The sequence below is a fragment of the Nocardioides albidus genome (assembly GCF_006335005.1).
Lineage (GTDB): Bacteria > Actinomycetota > Actinomycetes > Propionibacteriales > Nocardioidaceae > Nocardioides > Nocardioides albidus.
On the sequence record NZ_VDMP01000018.1, the window covers coordinates 12197 to 35583 of the forward strand.

Here is a 23387-nt window from a genome sequence, read left to right on the forward strand (position 1 = left end):
AACGACCCGCGACCTCCGACAGCTGCACGTGGTGGCGACCGACGGGGATCATGAGGGGCTTGCCGGAGACCGGGTCGTCGATGACGGTGCAGGGCAGGCCGAAGACGTCCTGGACCAGGCCGGGGGACAGTACGTCGCGGGGATGGCCGGCCGCGTAGCGCCGCCCGTCGTGCAGGGCGACGAGGTGGTCGGCGTACCTCGCGGCGAGGTTGAGGTCGTGCAGCACCATCACGATCGTCGTGCCCTTGGCCCGGTTGAGGTCGGTGAGCAGGTCCAGGACCTCGACCTGGTGGCTGACGTCGAGGAAGGTGGTCGGCTCGTCGAGCAACGGGATCTCGGACTCCTGGGCCAGGGCCATCGCGATCCGGACCCGCTGGCGCTGACCGCCGGAGAGCTCGTCGACGGCGTGGTCGACCAGGTCGCCGACGGTGATCCCCTCCGGCGCGATCGGCGACTGCGGCAGCAGTCCCAGCCGGCGAGCCGGCTGCTTGGCCGGCAGCGAGTGCAGTTCCTTGCCGTCGAGCAGGACCCGCCCCGAGCGCGGCGGCGGCAGGCGGGTCATCGAGCGGAGCAGGGTCGACTTCCCGCAGTCCCGGGTCGGAATGCGGATGCGATGAGATTGGGTAAGTCTCCTCACCTCCGATCGGCGAGGTCTCCATCACAGGGGTGCGCCACCCCGACCGCCACTGTTCACCGTTCGTTCAGGTCCGCCGGTGGGTTGCGTTACCGACGCTGCCTAACTTCACGACTGTCCAGAACGAACTGAGGGGCGGGAACGAGAGCCCCTCACCTCCGAGAGGCAGTTCCTTGAACATCTTGTCCATCCGCCGCGCCGCGGTGCCCGGTGTCGCTGCTCTGGCCCTGCTCATGAGCGCCTGCGGCGCCTCCAACGAGGACGGCGCCAGCGACGACGGCGCCGGCGCCACCGGCCTCAGCGGCAACCTGAAGGGTGGCGGCGCGACGTCGCAGGAGAAGGCCCAGGAGGCGTGGAAGACCGCGTTCCAGGGCCAGAACAGCGGCCTCACCATCGACTACGCCCTGCTCGGCTCGACCGACGGCCGCAGCCAGTTCACCAGCGGCGCCCTGTCGTTCGCCGGCTCCGACTCCTACATCTCCGACGAGGAGATCGACGCCGCGAAGGAGCGCTGCGGCGGCAACATCGTCGAGGTGCCGGCGTACATCTCCTCCATCGCGGTCGCCTTCAACATCCCGGACGTCGACACCCTCAACCTCGACGCCACGACGATCGCGCAGATCTTCGACGGCAAGATCGCCAACTGGAACGACAAGGCGATCGCCGCCCAGAACCCCGACGTCAAGCTCCCCGACCTGAAGATCGCGCCGGTCCACCGCGCCGACGACTCGGGCACGACCAAGAACTTCACCGACTACCTCGGCAAGGTCGCGCCGGAGGCCTGGAAGTACGAGGCCGAGGACGCGTTCCCGGTCTCCGGCGGCCTCTCCGCCGAGGGCACCTCCGGTGTCGTCAAGCAGATCGGCGACACCGACGGCGCCATCGGCTACGCCGACGCGAGCCAGACCGGCGACCTCGACGTCGTCTCGGTCAAGGTCGGCGAGGAGTACGTCGCGCCGTCCCCGGAGGGCGCCGCCAAGACCGTCGCCGTCTCCCCGGTCGTCGAGGGTCGCGACGAGACCGACATCGCCGTCGACGTCGACCGCAACACCACGGAGGCCGGCGCCTACCCGGTCATCCTGCTGTCCTACCTCATCGCCTGCGAGACCTACGAGGACCAGGCCGAGGCGGACAACGTCAAGGGCTACCTGAGCTACATCGTCTCCGACGAGGGCCAGGCCGAGTCGGCCGAGTTCGCCGGCTCCGCCAAGCTCGCGCCCGAGACCGCCAGCAAGGCCCAGGAGATCGTGGCGGGCATCGCCGCCAAGTGAGTCTCCGCGAGGGGTGGGACGGGCGATCCCCGTCACCACCCCTCGCGCCATGCCCCCACCCAACGACGAGGTGACAGCAGTGACAGCACCCACCGCCGAGACCGAGGACGTCTCCGCGAACTGGGCGAGCGCCCGCGCCGGCGTCGGCGACCGCATCTTCGCCGGAACCGCGCTCGCCGCGGGACTGACGATCCTGGCCGCATTGGCCGGCGTCTTCATCTTCCTCGCGGTCAAGGGCGCGTCGGGCTTCACCAAGCCGACCGAGGTCTACGGGCCGCACGCCGAGAGTTTCCTCGGGTACGTCGTCCCGCTGCTGGTCGGCACCTTCACCGCCTCGGTGATCGCGTTGATCATCGCCGTCCCGCTCTCCTTCGGCATCGCCCTGGTCATCAGCCACTACGCACCGCGGTGGATCGCGGCGCCGGTCGCCTATGTGATCGACCTGCTGGCCGCCGTGCCGTCGGTCGTCTACGGCCTCTGGGGCGCGTTCTTCCTCGCCAAGCAGCTGGTCCCCCTGCACGTGTGGCTGCACGAGACGCTCGGCCCGATCCCCTTGGTGGGCGAGCTCTTCGGCGAGCCGAACCCCGCGGGCCGCTCGGTGCTGACCGCCGGGATCGTGCTCGCGATCATGATCCTCCCGATCATCACCGCCATCACCCGCGAGGTGTTCTCGCGTACGCCGCGTCTGCACGAGGAGGCCGCCCTGGCCCTCGGCGCCACGCGCTGGGAGATGGTGCGGATGACCGTGTTCCCCTACGCCCGCTCGGGCATGGTCTCCGCCGTCATGCTCGGCCTGGGCCGCGCGCTCGGCGAGACGATGGCCGTGACGATGGTGCTCTCGGTGGGCTTCGACCTGTCCTGGAACATCATCGCCACCTCGAGTCCGACGTCGATCGCCGCCAACATCGCGCTGAAGTACAAGGAGCGCAGCGCGGATCTGCTCAACGTGCTCGTCGCGACCGGCCTCGTGCTCTTCTTGATGACCTTCCTCGTCAACTTCCTCGCCCGCTGGATCGTGGGCCGCAGCGAGAGGCGGATGGCCCGATGAGCACCCTCGAAGAGGTCCAGACGCGGGTCCACGTCTCGCTGGTCCAGCCGCGGCTCCCGCGGCAGGCTCCCACCATCGTGGGCGTGATCGCGCTCTCCTTCGGCGCCCTGCTCCTGGTGCTCGGCGTCGGCGTGGTGAGCGCGACGGTCCTCGGCGCCCTCGCCTTCCTCCTCGTGCTGCCGGCCTGGTCGCTGGCCATCGAGGGACGGCGGGGCGCCACCGACCGGCTGATGACCGGCCTGATCTGGACGGCCTTCGCCATCGCCGTCGTGCCGCTCGTGTCGCTGATCTGGCGCGTCGTCAGCAAGGGCGCCGAGCGCGTCGACGGCGTCTTCCTCAGCTACTCCTTCTTCAAGACCCAGATCGACCAGCCCGTCGGGGTCTACCACGCGATCATCGGCACCCTGCTGATCACCCTCGGCGCCGCGGTGATCTCGGTCCCGGTCGGTGTGATGGCGGCGATCTACCTGATCGAGTACGGCAAGGGCAACAAGCTCGCCAAGGCGATCACCTTCCTGGTCGACGTCATGACCGGCATCCCGTCGATCGTCGCCGGCCTGTTCGCCTTCGCGCTGTTCACGCTGATCTTCGGACCCGCCTACGTCTCCGGCATCGGCGGCTCCGTCGCCCTGTCGCTGCTGATGATCCCCATCGTGGTGCGAGCCACGGAGGAGATGTTGTTGCTGGTGCCCGACGACCTGCGGGAGGCGTCGTACGCGCTCGGCACGCCCAAGTGGAAGACGATCGTGCGGATCGTGCTGCCCACCGCGCTCGGCGGGATCCTCACCGGCATCACGCTCGCCGTCTCGCGCGTCATCGGCGAGACCGCTCCGCTGCTGCTGATCGCGGGTGCGACGGACCGCACCAACATGAACCTGTTCGACGGCGCGATGACGACCCTCCCGGTCCTCATCTACGGGCAGAACCTGCGCGGCGACGCCCCCGCCGAGGCGATCGCCTGGGGCGCCGCCTTCATCCTGATCGTCATCGTGATGGTGCTCAACCTCGTGGCCCGCATCATCGGCAAGATCTTCTCCCCTAAGAAGGGCTGACCCATGGCCAAGAGCATCGACATCTCCGACGTCAACATCTACTACGGCGACTTCCTCGCCGTCGAGGGCGTCAACATGACCATCCGCGCCGGCGCGGTGACCGCGTTCATCGGTCCGTCCGGCTGCGGCAAGTCGACCTTCCTGCGCTCGCTCAACCGCATGCACGAGGTGATTCCGGGCGCGCGGGTCGAGGGCAAGATCGTCGTGGACGGCCAGGACCTCTACGATCCCGGCGTCGACCCGGTCGCCGTACGCCGCCAGGTCGGGATGGTCTTCCAGCGGCCGAACCCGTTCCCGACGATGTCGATCTACGACAACGTCCTCGCCGGACTCAAGCTCAACGCGGGCAAGATGAAGAAGTCCGCCGCCGACGAGGTCGTCGAGAGGTCGCTGCGCGGCGCCAACCTGTGGAACGAGGTCAAGGACCGGCTCAACAAGCCCGGGATGGGCCTCTCCGGCGGGCAGCAGCAGCGCCTGTGCATCGCGCGGGCGATCGCCGTCGAGCCGCAGGTGCTGCTCATGGACGAGCCGTGCTCCGCGCTGGACCCGATCTCGACCTCCGCGATCGAGGACCTGATCCACGAGCTCAAGAACGACTTCACGATCGTCATCGTCACCCACAACATGCAGCAGGCGGCCCGCGTCTCCGACGACACCGGCTTCTTCAACCTCAAGGCCACCGGCGAGCCCGGGCACCTGGTCGAGTTCAACCCGACGAAGAAGATGTTCGCCAACCCCGACGACCCGGCGACCGAGGCCTACATCTCCGGCCGCTTCGGGTGAGTGGTGCGCCCCCAGCTTCGTCGCTGGATCGAGTCGACGGGGGCACAGCTCCTCGTCGTCGACCCTGACGCGGACGACGGTGTTCTCGCGCGCGCCATGGCGGGCCGCGGGGTGCACGTCACCTGGGTCGGCTCGACCCTCGACGCGCTGATCGCCTACGGCCGCACCGACCCGCACGCTGTCGTCGTCGCACCTGACGCCCCGGGGATCGCGCCCGCGGACTTCGTCGGGCTGATCCGCGGCCACGGCTCTCCGTACGTCATCGCCGGGGCGGCCGACCACCCCGGCGACAGCGGCCCCCTGCTGCTCGCCGGCGCCGCGGCCGTCCTGCCGCGGCCCTACGCCGCGCAGCGGCTGTGGGAGCTCATCACCCACGCCCCGCGATCGGTCGCCGACCATGCCCGACTGGAGTTCGGGCCGATCGAGCTCGACGCGACGGCGTACCGGGTCCGGGTCCACGGCGAGCGGATCCCGGACCTCCCGCTCAAGGAGTTCGAGCTGCTCCGTGCACTGATGCTGGAGGCGCCCGGTGTCGTCACGGACGACGAGCTGCGCGACGCGCTGTGGGGCGCCGAGGGCCGCCGCCCGGGCGGCAACACGATCGCCATGCACGCCACCCGGCTCCGAGCGCGACTGGCCGGCGTCGTCGACGTACGCCGGATCCGAGGTCGGGGCTACAGCCTCACCGTGGGATAGTCCCGGGCCTAAAGCACCCGATTCGCGATCGCGACGGTGCTTTGGGCCGGCACTATCGTCGGCGGACGATCACAGAAGGATGAGGTGCAGGATCTCGTAGCAGCCCCACGCGGCGAGCGCGGCGGCCGGGAACGTCGAGACCCACGCCATCAGGATGGTCCGCGCCATCCCCCAGCGGACCGCGGAGAACCGCTTGGTCGCGCCGGCGCCCATCACGGCCGAGGTGATGGTGTGGGTGGTCGAGATCGGCGCGTGGAAGACGAACGCCGTCGTGTAGAGCACGCCCGCACCGACCGACTCGGCGGCGAAGCCGCGCGGCGGGTCGAGGTGGATGATCTTGCGGCCCAGGGTGCGCATGATCCGCCAGCCGCCGGCGTAGGTGCCCGCGGAGATGGCGCCCGCCGCGGCGAGCACGACCCAGATCGGGAGCGTCTCGATGTCGTAGGTCCCCGGATAGGCGACGACCAGGGCCAGCAGGATGACGCCCATCGTCTTCTGCGCGTCCTGCAGACCGTGCCCGAGGGCGAGCGCCGCGGCCGAGACGGTCTGCATGCCACGGAAGCCGCGATTGATCCTGTGCGGACTGCCCTTGCGGAAGATCCACAGGATCGCCGTCATCACCGCGAACGCCGCACAGAAGCCGAACAGCGGCGAGATCACCATCGGGATGAGCACCTTCTGCACGATGGTGTCCCACTTGACGCTGACCCCGCCGGCGACCGCCGCGCCGACCAGGCCGCCGATGAGGGCGTGCGAGGAGGACGACGGCAGGCCGTAGTACCAGGTGATGAGGTTCCAGATGATCGCGCCCAGCAGGCCCGCCATCACGATGACCAGGCCGTGGTGCACCCCGACCTGCAGGGTGCCGCTCTCGTCCTCGATCGTGATGACGTCGGCCACGGTCTTGGCGACCTCCTGGCCGAGCAGGGCGCCGATGAAGTTCATGACGGCGGCCAGGGTGAGCGCGATCCGCGGCGTGAGCGCCCGGGTGGAGACGGAGGTCGCGATCGCGTTGGCCGCGTCGTGGAAGCCGTTGGTGTAGTCGAACGCCAAGGCGATGACGACCACGGCGATCACGATCGCCAGGGTGAGGGTCATGGGAGGACCGGTCAGCCTTCCTTGACGGCGATCTGCTCGACGATGTTCGCGACCTTCTCGAACGCGTCGATCGCGCTCTCGAGGGACTCGACGATGTCCTTGAGCTTGAGGACCTCGATGGTCGGGTACTCGCCGGAGAACAGCTTGGCCAGCGTGCGGCGGTGGTTGCGGTCGCCGGTGTTCTCGAGACGGTTGATCTCGATCCAGTAGTCGTCGAGCGACTGCATCGACTGCAGGCGCGGCATCGCCGCCGCGGTCAGCTCGGCGCACCGCTGGAGGACCTCGACCTGCTCGGACAGCTCGCCCGGCAGCGTCTCGACCTCGTAGAGGAGGATCAGGTCGACCGCCTCGTCCATCATGTCCATGACGTCGTCGAGTCCCGAGCCGAGGGCATAGATGTCCTCGCGGTCGAACGGCGTCACGAAGGTGCTGTTGACCTTCTTCACGATGGCGTGCGTCGTCTCGTCGGCGGCGTGCTCGGCGGCACGCATCCGCTCGGCGACGCCGGCCTTGTCCGAGGACTCCGACAGCATCTCGGCGAGGATCTCGGCTCCACCCACGAGGTGCTGGGCGGACTGGGTGAAGAGGTCGTAGAAGGAAGTATCGACCGGACGCAGACGCAGACCCACTTGGACTCCCGTTGAGGCGGAGGCGAACTCGCTCATGCTAGGGGGTGAGCGTCCCGTGAACGCAACCGCGGGTGATCGCGTGCGCTGTGTCGCGGCGCACTCGCCTCGACCCTCGGTCGTATCGCCGCAGGTCAGCCCGGGGTTTCAGTCGCTGGTACGGCGCCTGCGCTGCTGCTCGATCAGCCGCTCCTGGAGGTGGTCGGTGCCGGCGTTGCGCTTCCACTCCCCGTCGGCGCCGAGCTCCCAGGCCTTGGTGGTCGGCGCGAACGCGAGGTCGAGCAGGCGTCGTACCTCGTCGCGGCTCGACTCCGGCAGGCGCACCAGCACCTCGACGCGCCGGTCGAGGTTGCGGTGCATGAGATCGGCCGAGCCGATCCACGTGCTCGGCTCGCCGCCGCCCTCGAACGAGAACACGCGGCTGTGCTCGAGGAAGCGGCCGAGGATCGAGCGGACCTTGACGTTCTCGCTCAGCCCCGGCACTCCCGGGCGCAGCGCGCAGATGCCGCGGACGAGCAGCTCGACGGGCACGCCCTCGCAGGAGGCGAGGTAGAGCGCGTCGATCGTCTCCTCGTCGACGACGGAGTTGGCCTTGAACCTGATGCCTGCCGGTCGACCGGCCTTCGCGTGCTCGATCTCGCGGTTGATCTGGTCGATCAGCCCGGTGCGGACCGAGTCGGGCGCGACGAGCAGCTCGTCGTACGTCGCCTTGCGCGACCAGCCCGAGAGGTTGTTGAACAGGTGCGCGACGTCCTCGCCGATCGTGTCGTCGGTCGTGAGGAGGCCCAGATCCTCGTACATCCGGGAGGTCTTCGGGTTGTAGTTGCCGGTGCCGATGTGGGTGTAGCGACGGATGCCGCCTGACTGCTCGCCCTCGTCGCGGACCACCATCGCCAGCTTGCAGTGGGTCTTGAGCCCGACCAGACCGTAGACGACGTGGCAGCCGGCCTGCTCCAGCTTGCGCGCCCACCGGATGTTGGCCTGCTCGTCGAAGCGGGCCTTGATCTCCACCAGGACGAGCACCTGCTTGCCGGCCTCGGCGGCGTCGATGAGGGCGTCGATGATGGGGGAGTCGCCGGAGGTGCGGTAGAGGGTCTGCTTGATCGCCAGCACGTGCGGATCGGCGGCGGCCTGCTCGATGAACCGCTGCACCGAGGTGGCGAACGAGTCGTAGGGGTGGTGCAGCAGGACGTCGCGTCGGCGCAGCGCCTTGAACACGTCGACCGGCGCGGCCGACTCGAACTCGGCCAGCCGGGTGTGGGTGCTCGGCACGAAGGAGGGGTACTTCAGGTCCTCGCGCGGCAGGTCGGCGATCGAGTGCAGGCCGCGCAGGTCGAGCGGGCCGGGCAGGCGGAACACCTCGTTCTCGCTGATGTCGAGCTCGGAGACGAGCAGCTCGAGCACCGACGGGGCGATCGACTCCTCGACCTCGAGGCGCACCGGGGGGCCGAACTTGCGGCGCAGCAGCTCCTTCTCGAGCGCGGCGAGGAGGTTCTCGGCGTCGTCCTCCTCGACCTCGAGGTCCTCGTTGCGGGTGACGCGGAAGGTGTGCGCCTCCAGCACCTCCATGCCGGGGAACAGCCGGCGCAGATGGGCGCCGATGACGTCCTCGAGGGGCACGAAGCGGGCATTGCCGAGGGAGACGAAGCGGTCGAAGTTGGACGGCACCTTCACCCGCGCGAACAGCTCCTTGCCCGACTTCGGGTTGCGCACCACCACGGCGAGGTTGAGCGAGAGGCCCGAGATGTAGGGGAAGGGGTGGGCGGGGTCCACCGCCAGCGGGGTCAGGACCGGGAAGATCCGGTCCTTGAAGAGCCGCTTGCACTCCTTCTGCTCGTCGCGGTCGAGGTCGGCCCAGCGGACCAGCTCGATGCCCTCGGCGCGCAGCGCCGGCACCACGCCGTCGTGGAACGTGTGCGCGTGGCGCTGGCTGAGCTCGGCCGACCGGCGCCAGATGGACTCGAGCACCTCCAACGGCATCAGGCCGCTGGCCGCGCGGACCGCCAGGCCCGTGGCGATGCGCCGCTTGAGACCGGCCACCCGGACCATGAAGAACTCGTCGAGGTTGCTGGTGAAGATCGCCAGGAAGCGGACCCTCTCCAGCAGCGGGAGCTGCTCGTCCTCGGCCAGCTCGAGCACCCGCTCGTTGAACCGCAGCCAGGACAGCTCACGGTCCACGAACCGGTGCTCGGTCGCCTCGATCGCCGCGACCAGCTCCGGGTCGGGGATGTAGGCGTCCTGGGGTGCGGCGTCCTGCGGTGCGGCGTCCTCCGCGGGCACGGCGACCAGGCCGGTGCCCACGTCGGCTCCGTCGGTCTCGTCGTCGGGCAGGAGGGGCGTCGGATGCTGCTCGCTGGACATGCCCGCGAGTCTGGCACCTCCGGGTGAACGACGGGTGACGTCGACGTGCGCGGACCGGATCCGCCTGCTCGGCGTACCCGAAGTAGGTTGAAGCGGTGAGCCTGCGCATCGCCGTCGAAGCCCGAGCCCTCGCGACCGTGATGGGCCTGCCCGCCCGAGCGCAGCGGCTGCTCGGCGGCGGCGACCTCGTCATCGACGGCCAGACGCTGGCCCCCGACCTGCGGGTGATGCTCACGCTCCAGCGGCTGGCCCGCAAGGGCGACCTCGGCGGCGAGAGCGTCGCGCAGGCGCGCGCGTCCATGCTGGAGGGCGCCGTCCTCGTCGGTGGGCGGCAGCCGATCGGCGCCATCCGCGATCTCGCCGTCGCCGACCGGCCCGCCCGGCTCTACGAGCCGTCGCGGCCCGCCGGCTCCGGGCTGCTGGTCTTCCTCCACGGCGGGAGCTTCCTGTACGGCGACCTCGCCTCCCACGACGCGCCGTGCCGGCTGCTCGCGGAGGAGTCGGGCGTCCGCGTGCTGGCGGTCGAGTACCGCGTCGGCCCCGAGGCGCCGTTCCCCGCGGCCTTCGACGACGCCGAGGCGGCCGTGCGCTGGGCGCACGAGCACGCCGGCGAGCTGGGTGTCGACCCCGCCCGGGTCGGCGTCGGTGGCGACTCCGCCGGGGGCAATCTCGCGGCCTGGGCGGCCATCACCGCGGCCCGCAGCGGCCTCCCGCTGGCCTTCCAGCTGCTGGTCTACCCCTGCGTCGACAACGGCCGCGACTCGGGCGAGTCGGGGAGCCTGCGCCTGTTCGGAGAGGGCCTCTACCTGACGAAGGAGTCGATCGACTCCGCCAACGACATCTACCTGCCCGGCCCCGACGACCGGAGGGACCCCCGGGTCAACCTGCTCGACGTCGACCTCCCGGCCGGCCTCGCCCCCGCCCACGTGGTCACCGCCGGCTTCGACCCGCTCCGCGACGAGGGCGAGAGCTATGCGCGGCGGATGGCCGAGGCGGGCGCCGAGGTCGAGCTGCGCCGCTACGCCGACCAGATCCACGGCTTCCTCAACATCGTCGGTGTCGGCCGCAGCAGCCGGTCCGCCGTGCTGGAGATCGCCGCCCGCCTGCGGGCCGCCCTGGCCGACTGATCAGGCGGAGGGGCGACCGAAGCAGGCTCGACGAGGATCGATCCGGCTCAGAGGTGCGGGCGGTGCTCGCGCAGCTGCCCGACGAACGCCTCGGGGTCGACCATCGAGGCGTCGATCACGAACGGGTCCATCCCCTTGCGGGGGAACCGCACCGCCCACTGCGGATCTCCGGGGCTGGCGACCATCTCGACCGCGGTCCCCGGCTTGCGGAGGTCGAAGCGATGGGTGGACTCGCCCTGCTCGACGTACACGACGCCTCGCACGACGCTCACCTCGACGGGCACGACGCGGGTGCGGGCCGCGGCCCAGCCGAGTCCTGCCGCGATGAGCACGATCGCGATCCCGAAGGGCGTGCCCAGCTTGCCGTTGAGCAGGGTCAGGAGGGCGACCATGGCCGCCACGACCGCGGTGGCGCCGAGCACCATCGAGAGGACCCGCGGGTCGCTGCCGTCGCCGGTCAGCCGGTCGCCCGGCTGGGGGCCGCCGTCGAAGAGCGACAGCGAGTCACCGGACTCGAGCGCCTCGACCTGGGCGCGCGAGCGCTCCAGCTCGGCCGACAGGCGGGCGACCTCGTCCTGGCTGGCCGCGAGGCGGCGCGCCAGGTCGTCGCGCTCGAGCCGGAGGGCGACGACGGGGTCGACGTCGTCTAGAGGTCCGGTCGCCACTGGCGCAGAGCTTCCAGGAAGGTCGAGGCGTCGACCATGCGGGAGTCGATCACGACCGGCGACATGCTGCGGCGCAGGATGAGGACGCGCCAGGTGCGCGAGCCCGGAGTGCCGGTCTGCTCGATCTTGGTGTTGGGACTGGTCAGGTCGAAGGTGCTGTTGGTGTCGCCCTGGGTGACCTTGAGGACGCCGACCTCGTCGATGCTGACGCTGCGCGAGGAGTTGCTGGCCTTCAGCGCGAAGGCGAGGAGGATCGCGGCCACGCCGGTGAGGGTGGCGCTGAACGCGACGTCGTCCCACAGCGTTCCCTTGATGGCCATCCGCGCGACCATCGCAGCCAGGCCCAGGGCTCCCAGGATGGCGAGCGGAGCCAGGCTGTCCGTGCCGCGCTTGGCGTGGAAGGGCACGCGCTTGACCGCCGGCTCGTCGACGGGCTGGGCGACGGGCCGGGCGACGGGCTGGGCGACGGGCTGGGCGACGGGCTGGGCGACGGGCTGGGCGACGGGCTGGGCAACGGGCTGGACCACCGGCTCGTCGGCCGGTTCGGGCGCGGTCTCGACCACGGGCTCGGGGACGACGACCGGCTCCGGTGCCTCGCCGGTCAGCACGGGCTCGTCGGCGTCCTCGGCCGCGACGTCGAGGGTCTCGACGTCGTCGAGGAACTCCTCGGTCTCGTCGGCACCGTCGGTTTGGTCGGCCAGGTCGGCCACGCTCGCGCCGGCACGCCACTGCTCCACGAGGGACGGACTGCGCTCCGCGTGGCGCCCGAGCACGACCGCCGACGCCTCCGGCTCGGTACCGGCGGGACCGGCAGGCGCGGTGGGCGCCTCCTCGCCGGCGAGCCGGGCGCGGATCTGCGCCATCTGCGCGGCCAGGTCGCTGACCGGAGGCACGTCCGTCGCCGGCTCGGCCTCCACCAGGGCCGCCACATCGGTGAGCGGGTCGGCCAAGGGGTCGGCCATGACCCCTTCGGGCTCGGGGGTCGGCCCGGGCTCGGGCTCGGGCTCCGGCTCGAGGGTCGGCTCGGGCTCGGGGGTCGGCTCCGGCTCCGGCTCGGGCTCGGGGGTCGGCTCGGGCTCCGGCTCGACGAACAGGACGGGCTCGGGCTCCGGCTCGGGCTCCGGCTCCGGCTCGAGGATCGGCTCGGGCTCCGGCGCCTGCTCCGGCGTCGCCGGCGCGGTGAGGGTGCTGGGGAGCTCGGCCCCGGGGAGCAGCTGGGCACGGATCTGGGCGACCTGCTCCGCGAGCGCTGCCGCATCGGCGAGCGCGCGCTCGCGCTCGCGGGCGAGCTCGGCGGCGCGGGCCTCCGCCTCGGCGCGGGCGCGGGCGTGCTCGAGGGCGCGCTCCTCGGCCTGGACCAGGTCGGAGCGCAATGCCTGGACGGTGCTGGCGTGTGCGGCCTCGAGCTCGGCGGCGGAGGCGTGCGCCGACGCGGCGGCGGCCTGGGCCTCGGCGGCGAGCTCGAGCTGCTGGCGGGCCGCCTCCTCGGCGAGGCGCCGGGCCTCGTGGGCCTCCTCGGCACGCCGCGCCTGCTGGATCGCGGACTCGTCGGCCGCGACCCGTGCCGCGGACTGCTCCTCGGCGCGGGCGGCGGCGTCGGCGGCGCGACGCTCGGCGGCCTCGGCGGTCTCCAGCGCGAGACGCGCCAGCTCGGCCTGCTCGAGGGCGGCCTGCTCGGCGAGGCGGCGCGACTCCTGGGCCTCCTGGGCGAGGCGGGCGTGGTCGCGGGCCGCCTGCTCGGCGACCGCACGCTCCTCGACCGCCTGCCGAGCCAGGGCGCCGTGCTCCTGAGCGCTCGCCGCGGCCTGCTCGGCGAGCACGCGGGCCCGCTCCTCGGCGGCCTCGGCGGCACGGTGGGCGTCCTGGGCCAGTGCCGCCTGCTGACGCGCGGCCTCCTCGGCGAGAGCCCGGGCCTGGGCGATCTCGGCCGAGGTGCGCTCCACCGCCTCGCGCTCCTCGAGCATGCGGCGGGCGAACTCGGCGTGCTCCGCGGCGCTGGCCGCGGCCGCCTCCGCCATCACCCGGGCCCGCGCCTCGGCGGCCTCCCGGGCGGCGTGGGCCTCGGCGGCCAGGCGGGCCTGCTCGACGGCGTGCAGCTCGGCCTCCTCGCGTCGCGCGGACGCGTCGCCGGCGAGTCGGTCGGCCTCGGCGCGCGCATCGAGAGCGAGCCGTGCGGCCTCCTCGGCCGCGAGCCGCTCGGCTGCCTGCTCGGCCGCGGCCAGCTCGGCATCGCGACGCAGGCGTGCCGCCAGGGCGGCGACGACCTCGGCGTTGTCGGGCGTGGTCTGCTCGTCGGCGGGGGCCGCCTCGACGAGCTCGGCCTCGATCTCGGCGCGGGCGTGGGCGAGCACCTCCTCCGGGCGACGGGGTACGTCGGAGGTGCGGTCGATGTTCGGGATGGGCTCGTCGAGCAGAGGCGGCTCCACGAAGTCCTGCAGCGGCCGGGCGTGAGGCCTCGGCACGGAGCCCGCGCCCTGGCGGCGGCGCAGGCGCGCCAGACCCTTGGCCTCGGGGACCGGCGTCGGCTCGGCGAACCCGCCGTCGAACGCATCGGCGATGACCCGCTGGCCGGCTTCCTCGTCGCTGTGCCGGTGGGCGGGCAGGCCCCGCTCGCCGGCCGGCTCCGGCTCGGCCTCCGTGACGGGCTCGGTCTCCTGCGCGGACGGGGAGGCGTCGTCACCGGTCCATGCCGCGGCGGTCAGCGGGTCGTCTTCGACGTCCGTCTGCGGCTCCTCGTCCGCGGCCGCCGGGGTCTCGGAGCGCATCCGCTCCAGGCGCTCGGTCAGGGGGCGCGGGGCGGGGTCGTCGTCGCCGGCCGTCGAGCCCGTCTGCGTCTCTCCCGCGGTCTCTCGTGTCGTCTCCTCCGCCGGTTCTCCCGCGGTGGACTCGGCCGACGACCGGCCCAGGGAGCGGTCGATCACGCTCGCCCAGTCGCTGGAGGGGCCGGGCCCGAAGCGGTCCGCCAGCCGTGCGTCCGTGTCCGTGCCCTCGGCGGGGGCGTGCGGCACGACCATCGAGGCCCAGTCGATCTCGGGGTCCCCCGGATCGGGCAGGGCTCCGGTCCGGTTGCCGACCCGCCCCGCGATGTCCTCGCGCGCGGCGTCGACGGAGTCGTCACCGTCGTCACCGGCCGGCGCGTGCGCGGCGTCGGCCGCGGGGGCCACGGAGGTGTTGCTGCGGCGCAGGAGCTCCTGGATCTCGTCGGCGTCGAGGTCCCCGACCGCCGGTGCCTCGTCGTGGCGGCGCCACATCAGGCTCCTGCGTCCCCGGCCGCGCCCAGGGCGCGACGAGCCGAGCCGGGAGTCCTCAGGACCCGGCTCGCCGTCGGTGACAGAGCTCATGATGGGTAAATCTACTCATCGGTCATGGAGTTACGGAGAAACTTCACCGAGGTCCGTCCGCTGGTACTGCACGTGCGTGTCCGCGGGTGCGTGCTGGAAGCCCAGTCCGCCGTAGAGCCGCAGGGCCGGTGAGTTGTCGGACTCGACGTAGAGCAGCACCTCGGTCACGCCGCGCGCGGCGAGGTGCTGCAGCCCCGCCACCGTGAGGACCCGGCCGAGCCCGCGGCCCTGCGCGGCGGGGGACACGCCGACGACGTACACCTCGCCGAGGGAGGCGTCGTGCTGCTTGGTCCAGTGGAAGCCGAGGAGCTCGCCCTCCTCGGAGACGGCGAGCAGCAGGCCCGCGGGGTCGAACCACGGCTCGGCCATCCGCTCGGCCAGGCCTGTGGCGTCGAGCGAGCCCTGCTCGGGGTGGTGCGCGAACGCGGCGGCGTTGACCGCGAGGAGCGCCTCGGCGTCGCCGGTGCCGTAGTCGCGGATGCGGACGCCGGCGGGAGGCTCCGCCACCGGCAGGGGTACGACGGCGGGCCGGCGCATCACCCACAGCTCACGGGTGCGGGCGAGTCCCCACCGGCGGGCGAGCGCTGCGGCGGCGGGATGGTCGCCATGGGACCAGGCGGTGAGCGGGCCGGGCTCGGCGAGCGCTCGCTCGGCCAGCGCGCCGCCGAGGCCCCGGCCGCGCGCGGCCGGGGCGACAGCGAGGTCGAGCGCGGTGTCGCGGCGCAGCGCGAACCCGTCAGCGGTCACCCAGGCGCCGATGCCGGCGAGCCCGTGGTGCTTGAGCCGCAGGGCCACCGCCTCGTCAACGGGGTCGGTGCCGTCGTGCTCCCGGCCGGCCCGGCGTACCTGCTCGATGGCGTCGAGCGCGGGCTGGTCGGTCAGCAGGGGGAGGTCCAGGATCACGCTCTCGACCGTAGCGGTCGCCCGTCCGACCGTTTACACGTGCCGCCGCGGCACGGTAGGACTGCCTCCATGAAACTGAGCCGCGCCGTCGGGGGAGCGGCGGTGGCGCTCGGGGCCCTCGCCGCCCGCGATCTCGTCCAGAAGAAGCACGCGCTGCAGCGCAACTTCCCGGTCCTCGGGCACGCGCGCTACTGGCTGGAGACGATCGGGCCCGAGCTGCGGCAGTACATCGTGACCAGCAACGAGGAGGAGCGGCCCTTCAGCCGCGACCAACGGACCTGGATCTATGCCTCCAGCAAGGAGCAGAACAGCTACTTCGGGTTCGGCACCGACGTCGACACCGAGCACGTGCAGGGCCACGCCTACATCAAGCAGCGCACCTTCGCCGACAAGCTCCCCAGCGACCAGGACCACAACTGGACCCTGCCGGCGGCCAAGGTCCTCGGCGGTGCGCGCGGCCGGGCGAAGGCGTTCCGGCCCGGCTCGGTCGTCAACGTGTCCGCGATGAGCTTCGGCTCGCTGTCCTCCAACGCGATCACGGCGATCAACAAGGGCGCCGCGGCGGCCGGCTGCCTGCACAACACCGGCGAGGGCGCGATCTCGCCGTACCACCGCAACGGCGCGGACCTCGTGGTCCAGATCGGCACGGCGTACTTCGGCTGTCGCGACGAGAACGGAGCGTTCTCCCTGCCCCGGCTGCTCGAGATGGCCGACTCGGCGCCGGTCAAGGCTCTCGAGATCAAGCTCAGTCAGGGCGCCAAGCCCGGCCTGGGCGGACTGCTGCCGGCCGCGAAGGTGACCGCCGAGATCGCGCAGATCCGTGGCATCCCGGAAGGCAGGGACTGCTCGTCGCCGTCACGGCACACGGCTTTCCACGACGTCGACTCGATGCTCGACTTCGTCGAGATGCTCGGCGCCGAGACCGGCCTCCCGGTCGGGATCAAGTCGGCCGTCGGCGCGATGAACTTCTGGGAGGAGCTCGCGCGGCTGATGTCCCCGCGCGATCGCGGCGTCGACTTCATCACCGTCGACGGCGGCGAGGGCGGCACCGGGGCGGCGCCGCTGATCTTCGCCGACTCCGTCTCGCTGCCCTACCGGATGGGCTTCTCGCGGGTCTACGGCACCTTCGCCGAGCTGGGGCTCACCGACGACGTGGCGTTCATCGGGTCCGCGAAGCTGGGTCTGCCCGACAACGCGACCGTCGCCTTCGCCCTCGGGGCCGACATGATCAACGTCGCGCGTGAGGCGATGCTGTCCATCGGCTGCATCCAGGCCCAGAAGTGCCACACCGACCACTGCCCCACGGGCATCGCGACCCAGAACCCGTGGCTGGTGCACGGCCTCGACCCCGTCTCCAAGGCGGAGCGCTGCGCGGTCTACCTGCGCACCCTGCGCAAGGAGCTGACCCGGGTCTCCGCCGCGGTCGGGGTCGCCCACCCCTCGCTGATCACCTGCGCCGACGTCGACATCTTCAACGGCGACTACGACGCCCGCTCGCTGGCGTCGGTCTACGGCTACAAGGACGGATGGGGCGAGCTCGGCCCGGACCTCAGGGACCAGGTCATCCGGCTGATGCACCCGCAGGAGCGGTTCGACGAGAAGGGCTCGGCGACCCAGAACCGTTAGACGCCGTCAGCGTCGATCCCGGGCGGCGTCCGGCTGCGCCAGGTGCGACTGCGTGCCGGTCCACTCCTGGATCTGCGCGGCGAGCGCCCGCCCGACCACGTCGTGCATGGCCGGCGAGAAGTGGAAGCCGTCGGGCAGTGCCTCGTCCCGGTTCGGGCACGCCGCCGACACGATCGCGTTCGTCGCGAACACCTGCACCTCGCCGTCCCCGCGGGCGGCGACCGCCTCGGCGACCAGCCGGTTGAGGAGGTCGACGCGCTGGGGCATCCCGGGGAACAGGGCGACGCCGTGCGAACCGGGCAGCGGCGTCTCCATCACGACGACCAGCGGGCTCTGGATGTCCCGCACCAGCGCGGTGGCGCGCATGATGTCCGCCACCGCGTTCCGCACCCGGCGCTCACCGAACCGCGCGGGGAGCCGATGGTCGAGCTCGGTCTGCAGTCGGACCAGCAGTCGCCATACCGGCCGGAGCACCTTCTTGCGGTACGCCGTCGACAACCGCCGCGGCAGCCAGGTGAAGGCGTTGGCATGGCGCTCGAGCCAGTTGGGCCACAGCACGTGCAGCGTCTCGTAGTGACCGACCATGTAGACGACCACGTCGGGGGAGAAGCCGACGACGTCACGCTCCCACTCCCGCACGACCTTCGAGGTCGGCATGCCGCCGACCGTCACCAGCCGCACGTCGGCGGGCTGGCCCGATGCGAGCAGCTCCCGCTCGATCACCCGCGGGAAGCCCAGGTCCTGTCGTGGTCCGCCCATGGGGCTGCTCCAGCCGGCCGTCGAGGCGCCCCGGATGAAGATCCGGGTCGGGAGCAATCCGGTCTCGTTCACGCGACCGAACCCTAGGGCATGACCGGATCGCGCGGGCACCGATCAGGCGTCGCGGGCCTCCAGCTCGCGTGCCGCGGCCCCGTCGGACTCCTTGGAGGGCAGGACGAAGCGGTAGCCCACGTTGCGGACCGTGCCGATCAGCGTCTCGTTCTCGGGACCCAGCTTGGCGCGGAGGCGTCGTACGTGGACGTCCACGGTCCGGGTGCCGCCGAAGTAGTCGTAGCCCCACACCTCCTGCAGCAGCTGCTGGCGGCTGAACACCCGCCCGGGGTGCTGGGCGAGGAACTTGAGGAGCTCGAACTCCTTGAACGTGAGGTCGAGCGTGCGGCCGCCGACCTTGGCGGTGTACGTCGCCTCGTCGACCACGACCTCGCCGGAGCGGATCAGGTGGGCGTCGGGGTCGGCCGCGTCGCGGACCGCGGTGAGGCGGCCGATCGCCAGCCGGATCCGCGCCTCGAGCTCCGCCGGGCCACAGGTGTGCAGGACGACGTCGTCCATGCCCCAGTCGTGGCGGACGACGGCGAGGCCGCCCTCGGTGACGACCAGGACGACTGGTGCGTCGGTCCCGGTCGTTCGGATCAGCCGGCACAGGTCGCGGGCGCCGGCGAGGTCCTGCCGGCCGTCGACCAGCAGCAGGTCGGAGTCGGGCGCGTCGAGCAGGGCGCTGCCCTCGGCGGGCAGGATGCGCACCTGATGACCGAGCAGGGCGAGGCCGGGCAGCACCTCGGCCGAGGGTTGCAGCGCGCTGGTCAGCAGCAGGAGAGTGCTCATGCTCTGGCCTCCTCACCGGCGCGCAGGTGGCGGCGCCGTGTCGGACCGATACGCAACGCTGGGCAACGGCCAGTTCTGTGATGAGGGACGATACCGAAACACACGCGCAACCGGGAAGGCTCCACGAGGTGAGTGAGACGCAGGTCATCCGAGTCCGGTACTGGGCGGCAGCCCGCTCCGCCGCGGGCGTCGCGGAGGAGGATGTCGAGGTCGCCGGGCCGGTGACCCTCGCCGAGCTGCGCGCCGCAGTGGTCGGCCGGCACCCGGGGACGCGCCTGCCCGAGGTGGTCGGCGTCTGCTCGGTCCTGGTCGGCGAGCGCCCCGTCTCCTCGGGGGACCCGGCAGCCGTCGTGATCCACCCGGGGGAGACGGTCGAGTTCCTGCCGCCGTTCGCCGGCGGCTGATCCCGGGCTGATCGGCTGATGCCGGGGCGTGCTGCGGACGGCCGTCAGCGGCGGTGGCGCGGGAGTGCCCGGGGGCCGCAGAGACAGACCGTCAGCCCGAGGAGCAGGAGACTGAGGACGCCGCCGACGGCCATCACCACCGCGACGAGGACGAGCTCGCCGAGCACCGCCGCGACGGCGATCCCGGCGACCACGACGACGGTGACCGCGAACTCGATGGACGACGCCACGCCCCCGCGGCCTCGCGCCTGCAGCACGCAGATCGGCAGCCGGCGGAAGCCGAGCAGTCCGTCGGCGAGGATCAGCCACCGGGCGATCTCGATGGCCGGGGCGAACTCCTCGCCGAAGGCCAGGCGGATCAGCGGGTCGACGATCGCCTCGAGCAGGCCGACGAGGAGGGCGAGCAGGATCGCGGTCGTGGTCAGCCAGGTCCGGATCCGCCGACGCTGCTCGGCCGGGTCGTCCGCCGTCGCCGCCAGGCGCGGGAGCAGGAGCGAGGCGACCCCGCTGCCGATGATCGTGGAGAGCGTTGCGAACGCCGCGCCGACGGCGTAGAAGCCGAGGGCGACGGTGCCCAGCCAGGCGCCGACGAGGTTGCGGTCGAGGCCGAGGCCGTTGATCGTTCCCACGGCCGCGACGAAGTTCGCGCGACTGGTGCGCCGGATCTCGCGGGCGTCCAGGGTGCTGGGCGTTCCGGTGGCCGGCTTGAGCAGCCGGACGTTGAGGACCAGGCCGACCACGCCTGCGGCTACGAGGATGGCCGCGATCGTCAGGGCGTCGTCGACGCCCACGGTGACGACGGCGAGCACGAGCGCAACGGGGAAGGGCACCGCCAGCATGATCGCGCCCAGCGACACTGTGCGGATGGATGCCAGCTCCCCCTGGAGGGCCGAGCCCAGGAGGCTGCTGGCGATGCCCTGGTAGGTCATCGCCGCGGTGGCGGCCGCGAGGCCGGTCGTGAGGAGGGGAGTCTCGTCGCGCAGCAGCCACCCGGCGTACGTGCCGGCCGCAACCGCGGGGAGCAGCGCGACGAGGGACCAGCGCGGCACGAACGGTCGAAGCCCGTCGCGTGCGGTGAGCCTCTCGCGGGCGAGGAGCTGCGAGACCGTGACGGGCAGCGAGCCGCCCATGGTGAGGCGTGCGAACAGACCGGAGACGGCGGCGATCAGGGCCAGCTGTCCGCGCCCCTCGACTCCGAGCAGTCGCGCCGAGACGACGCCGGTGAGCAGGGTCATCGCCTGGACGCCGAGCGTCGCGACGGCGATCAGTGCGACCGTCGTCAAGCCCCGCCCGGGTGCAGTGGTCCTGTCGCTCACGTTCGTCCTCGTCGGCGTCGGGCCGTGTTCTACACTCCGAGCAGTCGTCGAAGGAGTGTCGTGCCGCGTAGAACCTACAGGTGGCTGCCCGGCCGCGAGCGCACCTTCGCGACATCGCGGGGCTCGTACGGAGGGGTGCCGCTCGCGATAGCGGCGACGCTCCTGGCGTCGGCGCTGGTCCTCGTCGCGATGCAGGGCGGCATGATCTTCCCGCTCCTCGCGCTGGGCGTCGCGGCGTTCGTCCTGCTGCTCGCCGTCGTCGGCGTCCGCCGCGGCGCCATCGCCACCCTCATGGCCGCGTTCGCCACCGCGCCGATGTACAAGGGCCTCGCCTCGTCCCCCGACGCGCAGGTGACGCCGACGGACCTGCTCTTCCTGCTCGGCTTCGTGTTGCTCGTCCCGACCGTGATCACCCGGCCGCTGCGTCTGCCGGCGACCTATCTGGCGGGGATCATCCTCGTCTTCCTCACCGGCTGCATCGGGTCCCTGGTGTCGGAGTCGGTGCCGGGGAGCCTGATGGCGCTCGTGCTCTGGCTGATGGTGATGGGCGGCCTACCGATCATGATCGCGTGGTGGCGCCCGGAGCCGGTGGTCGTCCAACTGCTGCTGTGGAGCTACGTCGCCGGTCACATGGTGAGCACGGCCTATGCCGTCCTCGACGGTCCGACGGAGCAGGGGCGGTACGGCGGCCTGGCGACCCACTTCAACTACTTCGCGCAGGCCGGGATGCTGACCTTCGCCATCGCGCTCTACCTGTTCGGGCGCTATCGCGGGACCTTCGGGCGTGCGGTCGTGGTCGGCGCCGGCCTGATCTCGGTGTACTCGGTCCTGCTCAGCGGCAGCCGCGCGGCCACCGCGGTGCTGGCCGTGCTGATCATCATGGTCCCGATCGTGGAGCGATCGGCGGCCCTGGGCTTCGTCTGGGCGATGCTGGGCGCGCTCGTCGTCGTGGCGCTGCCGCTCGCCGTCGACGTCGCGGGGGAGAACTCGTCGCTGGGCCGGCTCGCCGGCGGTGGCGGCGCCCAGTACTCCGACCAGGCGCGGGAGCTGGGCCAACAGGAGGGCATCAGCCGCTTCCTGGACCATCCGTTGACGGGCTCGGGGCTGATCGACCTGTTCGACATCCACAACAACTACCTGGAGGTGGCGGTCGGCGCCGGTGTCTTCGGGCTGGTCGGCTATCTGCTCGTCCTGTACACGCTGGCGCGACCCCTCTTCGGGGAGGGACCGCACCGCCGGCTGTCCTACGCCACCTGGGGCTACCTGGGGTTCGGCGCGACGATCCCGAGCCTGTACGACCGCGGCATCTGGGCACCCGTATCCCTGGCCATGCTTGCTGCGTTGTGGTCGGTGAACACCCGGCGACCCGATGAGTCGCCGATCCCCCCTGAAGATCGGACCGGTCGTCTCGCCGGCGATCGCCATCACCTGAGAGGTTCTCCATGAGCACCGTGCGCAGCGCGACGCATCTGGCCAAGCGCGTCCGGCAGACGCCGACCCTGTTCCGGAACTTTCCGACCGTCTTCTGGGACCTCGGCACTGCGCGCACCCCGTGGCGTCGCGCGGAGATGACCTTCAAGATGCGCAACGGCTACGTGGTGACGTGCCCCAACTCCAACGGCGCCCGCTTCCCGCTCTTCGAGATCTTCGGCGACGACGCCTACGACATGGAGGCGCTGGTCGCCGGCGTGTCGTCCGACGCCACCGTGCTCGACGTGGGCGGGCAGATCGGCAGCTTCGCCCTCGCGGTCGCCCGGGCGCCTCCGGCGGCGTACGTGCAGGTCTACGAGGCCTCGCCGACCAGTGCCGACTACATCGCCCGCAACGTGGAGGGCAACGGCCTCGCGTCGCGGGTGACGGTCCACGCCAAGGCGATGGCCGGCGAGACCGGCGAGTTCACCTTCCTCGACAGCGGCACCGCCAGCGGTCACAACGGGCTCACCGCCCCCGAGTGGATGCGGACCGACGGCGCGCGCGAGGTCACCGTCGAGGCGGAGACCTTCGACAACGCGGTCGCGCTGGCACCGACCCCGGTCGAGATCGTGAAGATGGACATCGAGGGCGCCGAGTACGACCTGGTCCTCCGCTCCTCGCCGGAGTCGTGGAGCACGGTCCGCAAGATCGTCATGGAGTACCACCCGGTCGCCGGTCACGACCTGCAGGAGCTCCTGGACTTCTTCGCTCCGCTGGGGCTCACGCCGGCGCGCCAGGACCCGGGCACCGAGCCCGGCCTCGGCGTCATCTGGCTCACTCGCCAGTGAGTCGCCTTCCGCGTCGGCTCCAGCCGCTGTGGCCCCTGGTCAAGCGCGGGCATCGGGCAGGGGCGCGGGTGGCCGGGCGCATGGGTCGCCACACCGGCGGCGTGGCCCGCGGCCTGCCCTGGACGGCTACGACGAGCGCCCGGTCGTCCGCCGCCGCGGAGGCCGGGGTGCGCCATCACGTGGTGGCGCCGGCCCGGGTCGACGTGCGGGAGCAACCCGTCGGGGACCCGCCGGAAGCGGCGTACTTCGCGGCCCGGCTGCGCACTCCGGTGCCCGAGACGTTCGTCCTGGACATGGACGAGGGCCGGCTGCTCGGGCGGCACGTCGCCGTGGTGACTCCTGGCGGTCGGCTCGACTACGAGTCGAGCCACTATTTCGGCCTCGCCGACTGGCGCGAGCACCCGGTCCACCTGAATCCCTGGCCGGCCCGGCCGGAGCGGATCGACGGCACGGTCGCGGTCCTGGCGGCGCGGGGGACCGGGCACAACTACTACCACTTCCTCATCGACGCGTTGCCGCGACTCGGCATCCTCGACGAGGCGTTCCCCGGCCTTCGGCCCGACCTGTGGGTCC

The 23387-nt window shown here is 71.9% G+C and carries 21 protein-coding genes; 11 read left to right on the top strand and 10 right to left on the bottom strand.

The features are described 5' to 3' along the window. The coding region (locus tag FHP29_RS05150; protein WP_139621924.1) for an ABC transporter ATP-binding protein at nucleotides 1-562 on the bottom strand (562 nt) is incomplete at its 3' end. A 245-nt stretch (nucleotides 563-807) separates the two neighbouring features. Here FHP29_RS05150 and pstS point away from each other — a divergent pair. The 5 genes from pstS to FHP29_RS05175 all read left to right on the top strand — a co-directional run bounded on the left by pstS (nucleotide 808) and on the right by FHP29_RS05175 (nucleotide 5484). Beyond that, a complete protein-coding gene (gene pstS / locus FHP29_RS05155; RefSeq protein ID WP_205013891.1) occupies nucleotides 808-1905 on the top strand; it encodes a phosphate ABC transporter substrate-binding protein PstS in 1098 nt (365 codons plus the stop codon). A gap of 79 nt (nucleotides 1906-1984) precedes the next feature. Beyond that, nucleotides 1985-2953: a phosphate ABC transporter permease subunit PstC gene (gene pstC, locus FHP29_RS05160; RefSeq protein WP_240044327.1), complete on the top strand. Its 969-nt coding sequence runs from the start codon at nucleotides 1985-1987 to the stop codon at nucleotides 2951-2953. Continuing rightward, nucleotides 2950-4005 (top strand): phosphate ABC transporter permease PstA, encoded by a 1056-nt coding sequence (gene pstA, locus FHP29_RS05165; protein WP_139621787.1) that lies wholly within the window; start codon nucleotides 2950-2952, stop codon nucleotides 4003-4005. The genes pstC and pstA overlap by 4 nt, the downstream gene beginning before the upstream one ends. A 3-nt stretch (nucleotides 4006-4008) precedes the next feature. After that, nucleotides 4009-4788 (top strand): phosphate ABC transporter ATP-binding protein PstB, encoded by a 780-nt coding sequence (gene pstB, locus FHP29_RS05170; protein WP_139621788.1) that lies wholly within the window; start codon nucleotides 4009-4011, stop codon nucleotides 4786-4788. Between the two features lie 3 nt (nucleotides 4789-4791). Beyond that, nucleotides 4792-5484, top strand: coding sequence for a winged helix-turn-helix transcriptional regulator (locus FHP29_RS05175; RefSeq protein WP_139621789.1), 693 nt, complete (start codon nucleotides 4792-4794; stop codon nucleotides 5482-5484). A 69-nt stretch (nucleotides 5485-5553) separates the two neighbouring features. Here FHP29_RS05175 and FHP29_RS05180 read toward each other — a convergent pair whose 3' ends face one another. The 3 genes from FHP29_RS05180 to FHP29_RS05190 all read right to left on the bottom strand — a co-directional run bounded on the left by FHP29_RS05180 (nucleotide 5554) and on the right by FHP29_RS05190 (nucleotide 9569). Next, nucleotides 5554-6582, bottom strand: a complete 1029-nt coding sequence (locus FHP29_RS05180) for an inorganic phosphate transporter (protein WP_139621790.1) — start codon at nucleotides 6580-6582, stop codon at nucleotides 5554-5556. Nucleotides 6583-6593: 11 nt separating this feature from the next. Continuing rightward, on the bottom strand, nucleotides 6594-7211 hold the full coding sequence (locus tag FHP29_RS05185; RefSeq protein ID WP_139621791.1) for a DUF47 domain-containing protein: 618 nt from the start codon (nucleotides 7209-7211) through the stop codon (nucleotides 6594-6596). 144 nt (nucleotides 7212-7355) lie between these two features. Next, a complete protein-coding gene (locus tag FHP29_RS05190) occupies nucleotides 7356-9569 on the bottom strand; it encodes an RNA degradosome polyphosphate kinase (RefSeq protein WP_139621792.1) in 2214 nt (737 codons plus the stop codon). Nucleotides 9570-9664: 95 nt separating this feature from the next. Here FHP29_RS05190 and FHP29_RS05195 point away from each other — a divergent pair, with 95 nt between their 5' ends. Then, nucleotides 9665-10696: an alpha/beta hydrolase gene (locus tag FHP29_RS05195; protein ID WP_240044328.1), complete on the top strand. Its 1032-nt coding sequence runs from the start codon at nucleotides 9665-9667 to the stop codon at nucleotides 10694-10696. Between the two features lie 47 nt (nucleotides 10697-10743). Here the strand turns inward: FHP29_RS05195 and FHP29_RS05200 are convergent, their stop codons facing one another. Genes FHP29_RS05200 through mshD form a run of 3 tightly spaced genes read right to left on the bottom strand, consistent with a single transcriptional unit; the run spans nucleotide 10744 to nucleotide 15605 of the window. Next, nucleotides 10744-11361 carry a PspA/IM30 family protein gene (locus FHP29_RS05200; protein ID WP_139621793.1) on the bottom strand — a complete coding sequence of 206 codons (618 nt, stop codon included), beginning with the start codon at nucleotides 11359-11361 and terminating at the stop codon, nucleotides 10744-10746. Next, a complete protein-coding gene (locus FHP29_RS21545) occupies nucleotides 11343-14702 on the bottom strand; it encodes a PT domain-containing protein (protein WP_158296470.1) in 3360 nt (1119 codons plus the stop codon). The genes FHP29_RS05200 and FHP29_RS21545 overlap by 19 nt, the downstream gene beginning before the upstream one ends. Before the next feature lie 30 nt (nucleotides 14703-14732). Continuing rightward, nucleotides 14733-15605 (bottom strand): mycothiol synthase, encoded by an 873-nt coding sequence (gene mshD / locus FHP29_RS05210; protein WP_240044329.1) that lies wholly within the window; start codon nucleotides 15603-15605, stop codon nucleotides 14733-14735. Between the two features lie 69 nt (nucleotides 15606-15674). Here mshD and FHP29_RS05215 point away from each other — a divergent pair, with 69 nt between their 5' ends. Then, nucleotides 15675-17231 (top strand): FMN-binding glutamate synthase family protein, encoded by a 1557-nt coding sequence (locus FHP29_RS05215; RefSeq protein WP_139621794.1) that lies wholly within the window; start codon nucleotides 15675-15677, stop codon nucleotides 17229-17231. 6 nt (nucleotides 17232-17237) lie between these two features. On the opposite strand, the gene FHP29_RS05220 is transcribed toward FHP29_RS05215, so the two are convergent. Then, nucleotides 17238-18062 (bottom strand): SGNH/GDSL hydrolase family protein, encoded by an 825-nt coding sequence (locus FHP29_RS05220; protein WP_139621795.1) that lies wholly within the window; start codon nucleotides 18060-18062, stop codon nucleotides 17238-17240. Between the two features lie 42 nt (nucleotides 18063-18104). Continuing rightward, nucleotides 18105-18833 carry a winged helix-turn-helix transcriptional regulator gene (locus FHP29_RS05225; RefSeq protein ID WP_139621796.1) on the bottom strand — a complete coding sequence of 243 codons (729 nt, stop codon included), beginning with the start codon at nucleotides 18831-18833 and terminating at the stop codon, nucleotides 18105-18107. Nucleotides 18834-18961: 128 nt separating this feature from the next. Here FHP29_RS05225 and FHP29_RS05230 point away from each other — a divergent pair, with 128 nt between their 5' ends. Further along, the gene (locus FHP29_RS05230) at nucleotides 18962-19237 is read left to right on the top strand and encodes a MoaD/ThiS family protein (RefSeq protein ID WP_240044330.1); all 276 of its coding nucleotides are present in this window, start codon (nucleotides 18962-18964) and stop codon (nucleotides 19235-19237) included. Between the two features lie 44 nt (nucleotides 19238-19281). Here the strand turns inward: FHP29_RS05230 and FHP29_RS05235 are convergent, their stop codons facing one another. Next, a complete protein-coding gene (locus FHP29_RS05235) occupies nucleotides 19282-20553 on the bottom strand; it encodes a lipopolysaccharide biosynthesis protein (RefSeq protein ID WP_139621798.1) in 1272 nt (423 codons plus the stop codon). Between the two features lie 135 nt (nucleotides 20554-20688). On the opposite strand from FHP29_RS05235, the gene FHP29_RS05240 reads away from it, so the two are divergent. From FHP29_RS05240 to FHP29_RS21550, 3 genes are all read left to right on the top strand, one after another. After that, nucleotides 20689-21999, top strand: coding sequence for an O-antigen ligase family protein (locus FHP29_RS05240; protein WP_139621799.1), 1311 nt, complete (start codon nucleotides 20689-20691; stop codon nucleotides 21997-21999). Further along, nucleotides 21996-22814, top strand: coding sequence for an FkbM family methyltransferase (locus FHP29_RS05245; protein WP_139621800.1), 819 nt, complete (start codon nucleotides 21996-21998; stop codon nucleotides 22812-22814). Before FHP29_RS05240 ends, FHP29_RS05245 begins: the two co-directional genes overlap by 4 nt. 80 nt (nucleotides 22815-22894) lie before the next feature. Beyond that, a partial coding sequence (locus tag FHP29_RS21550; RefSeq protein WP_205013893.1) for a hypothetical protein occupies nucleotides 22895-23387 on the top strand: 493 nt, incomplete at its 3' end.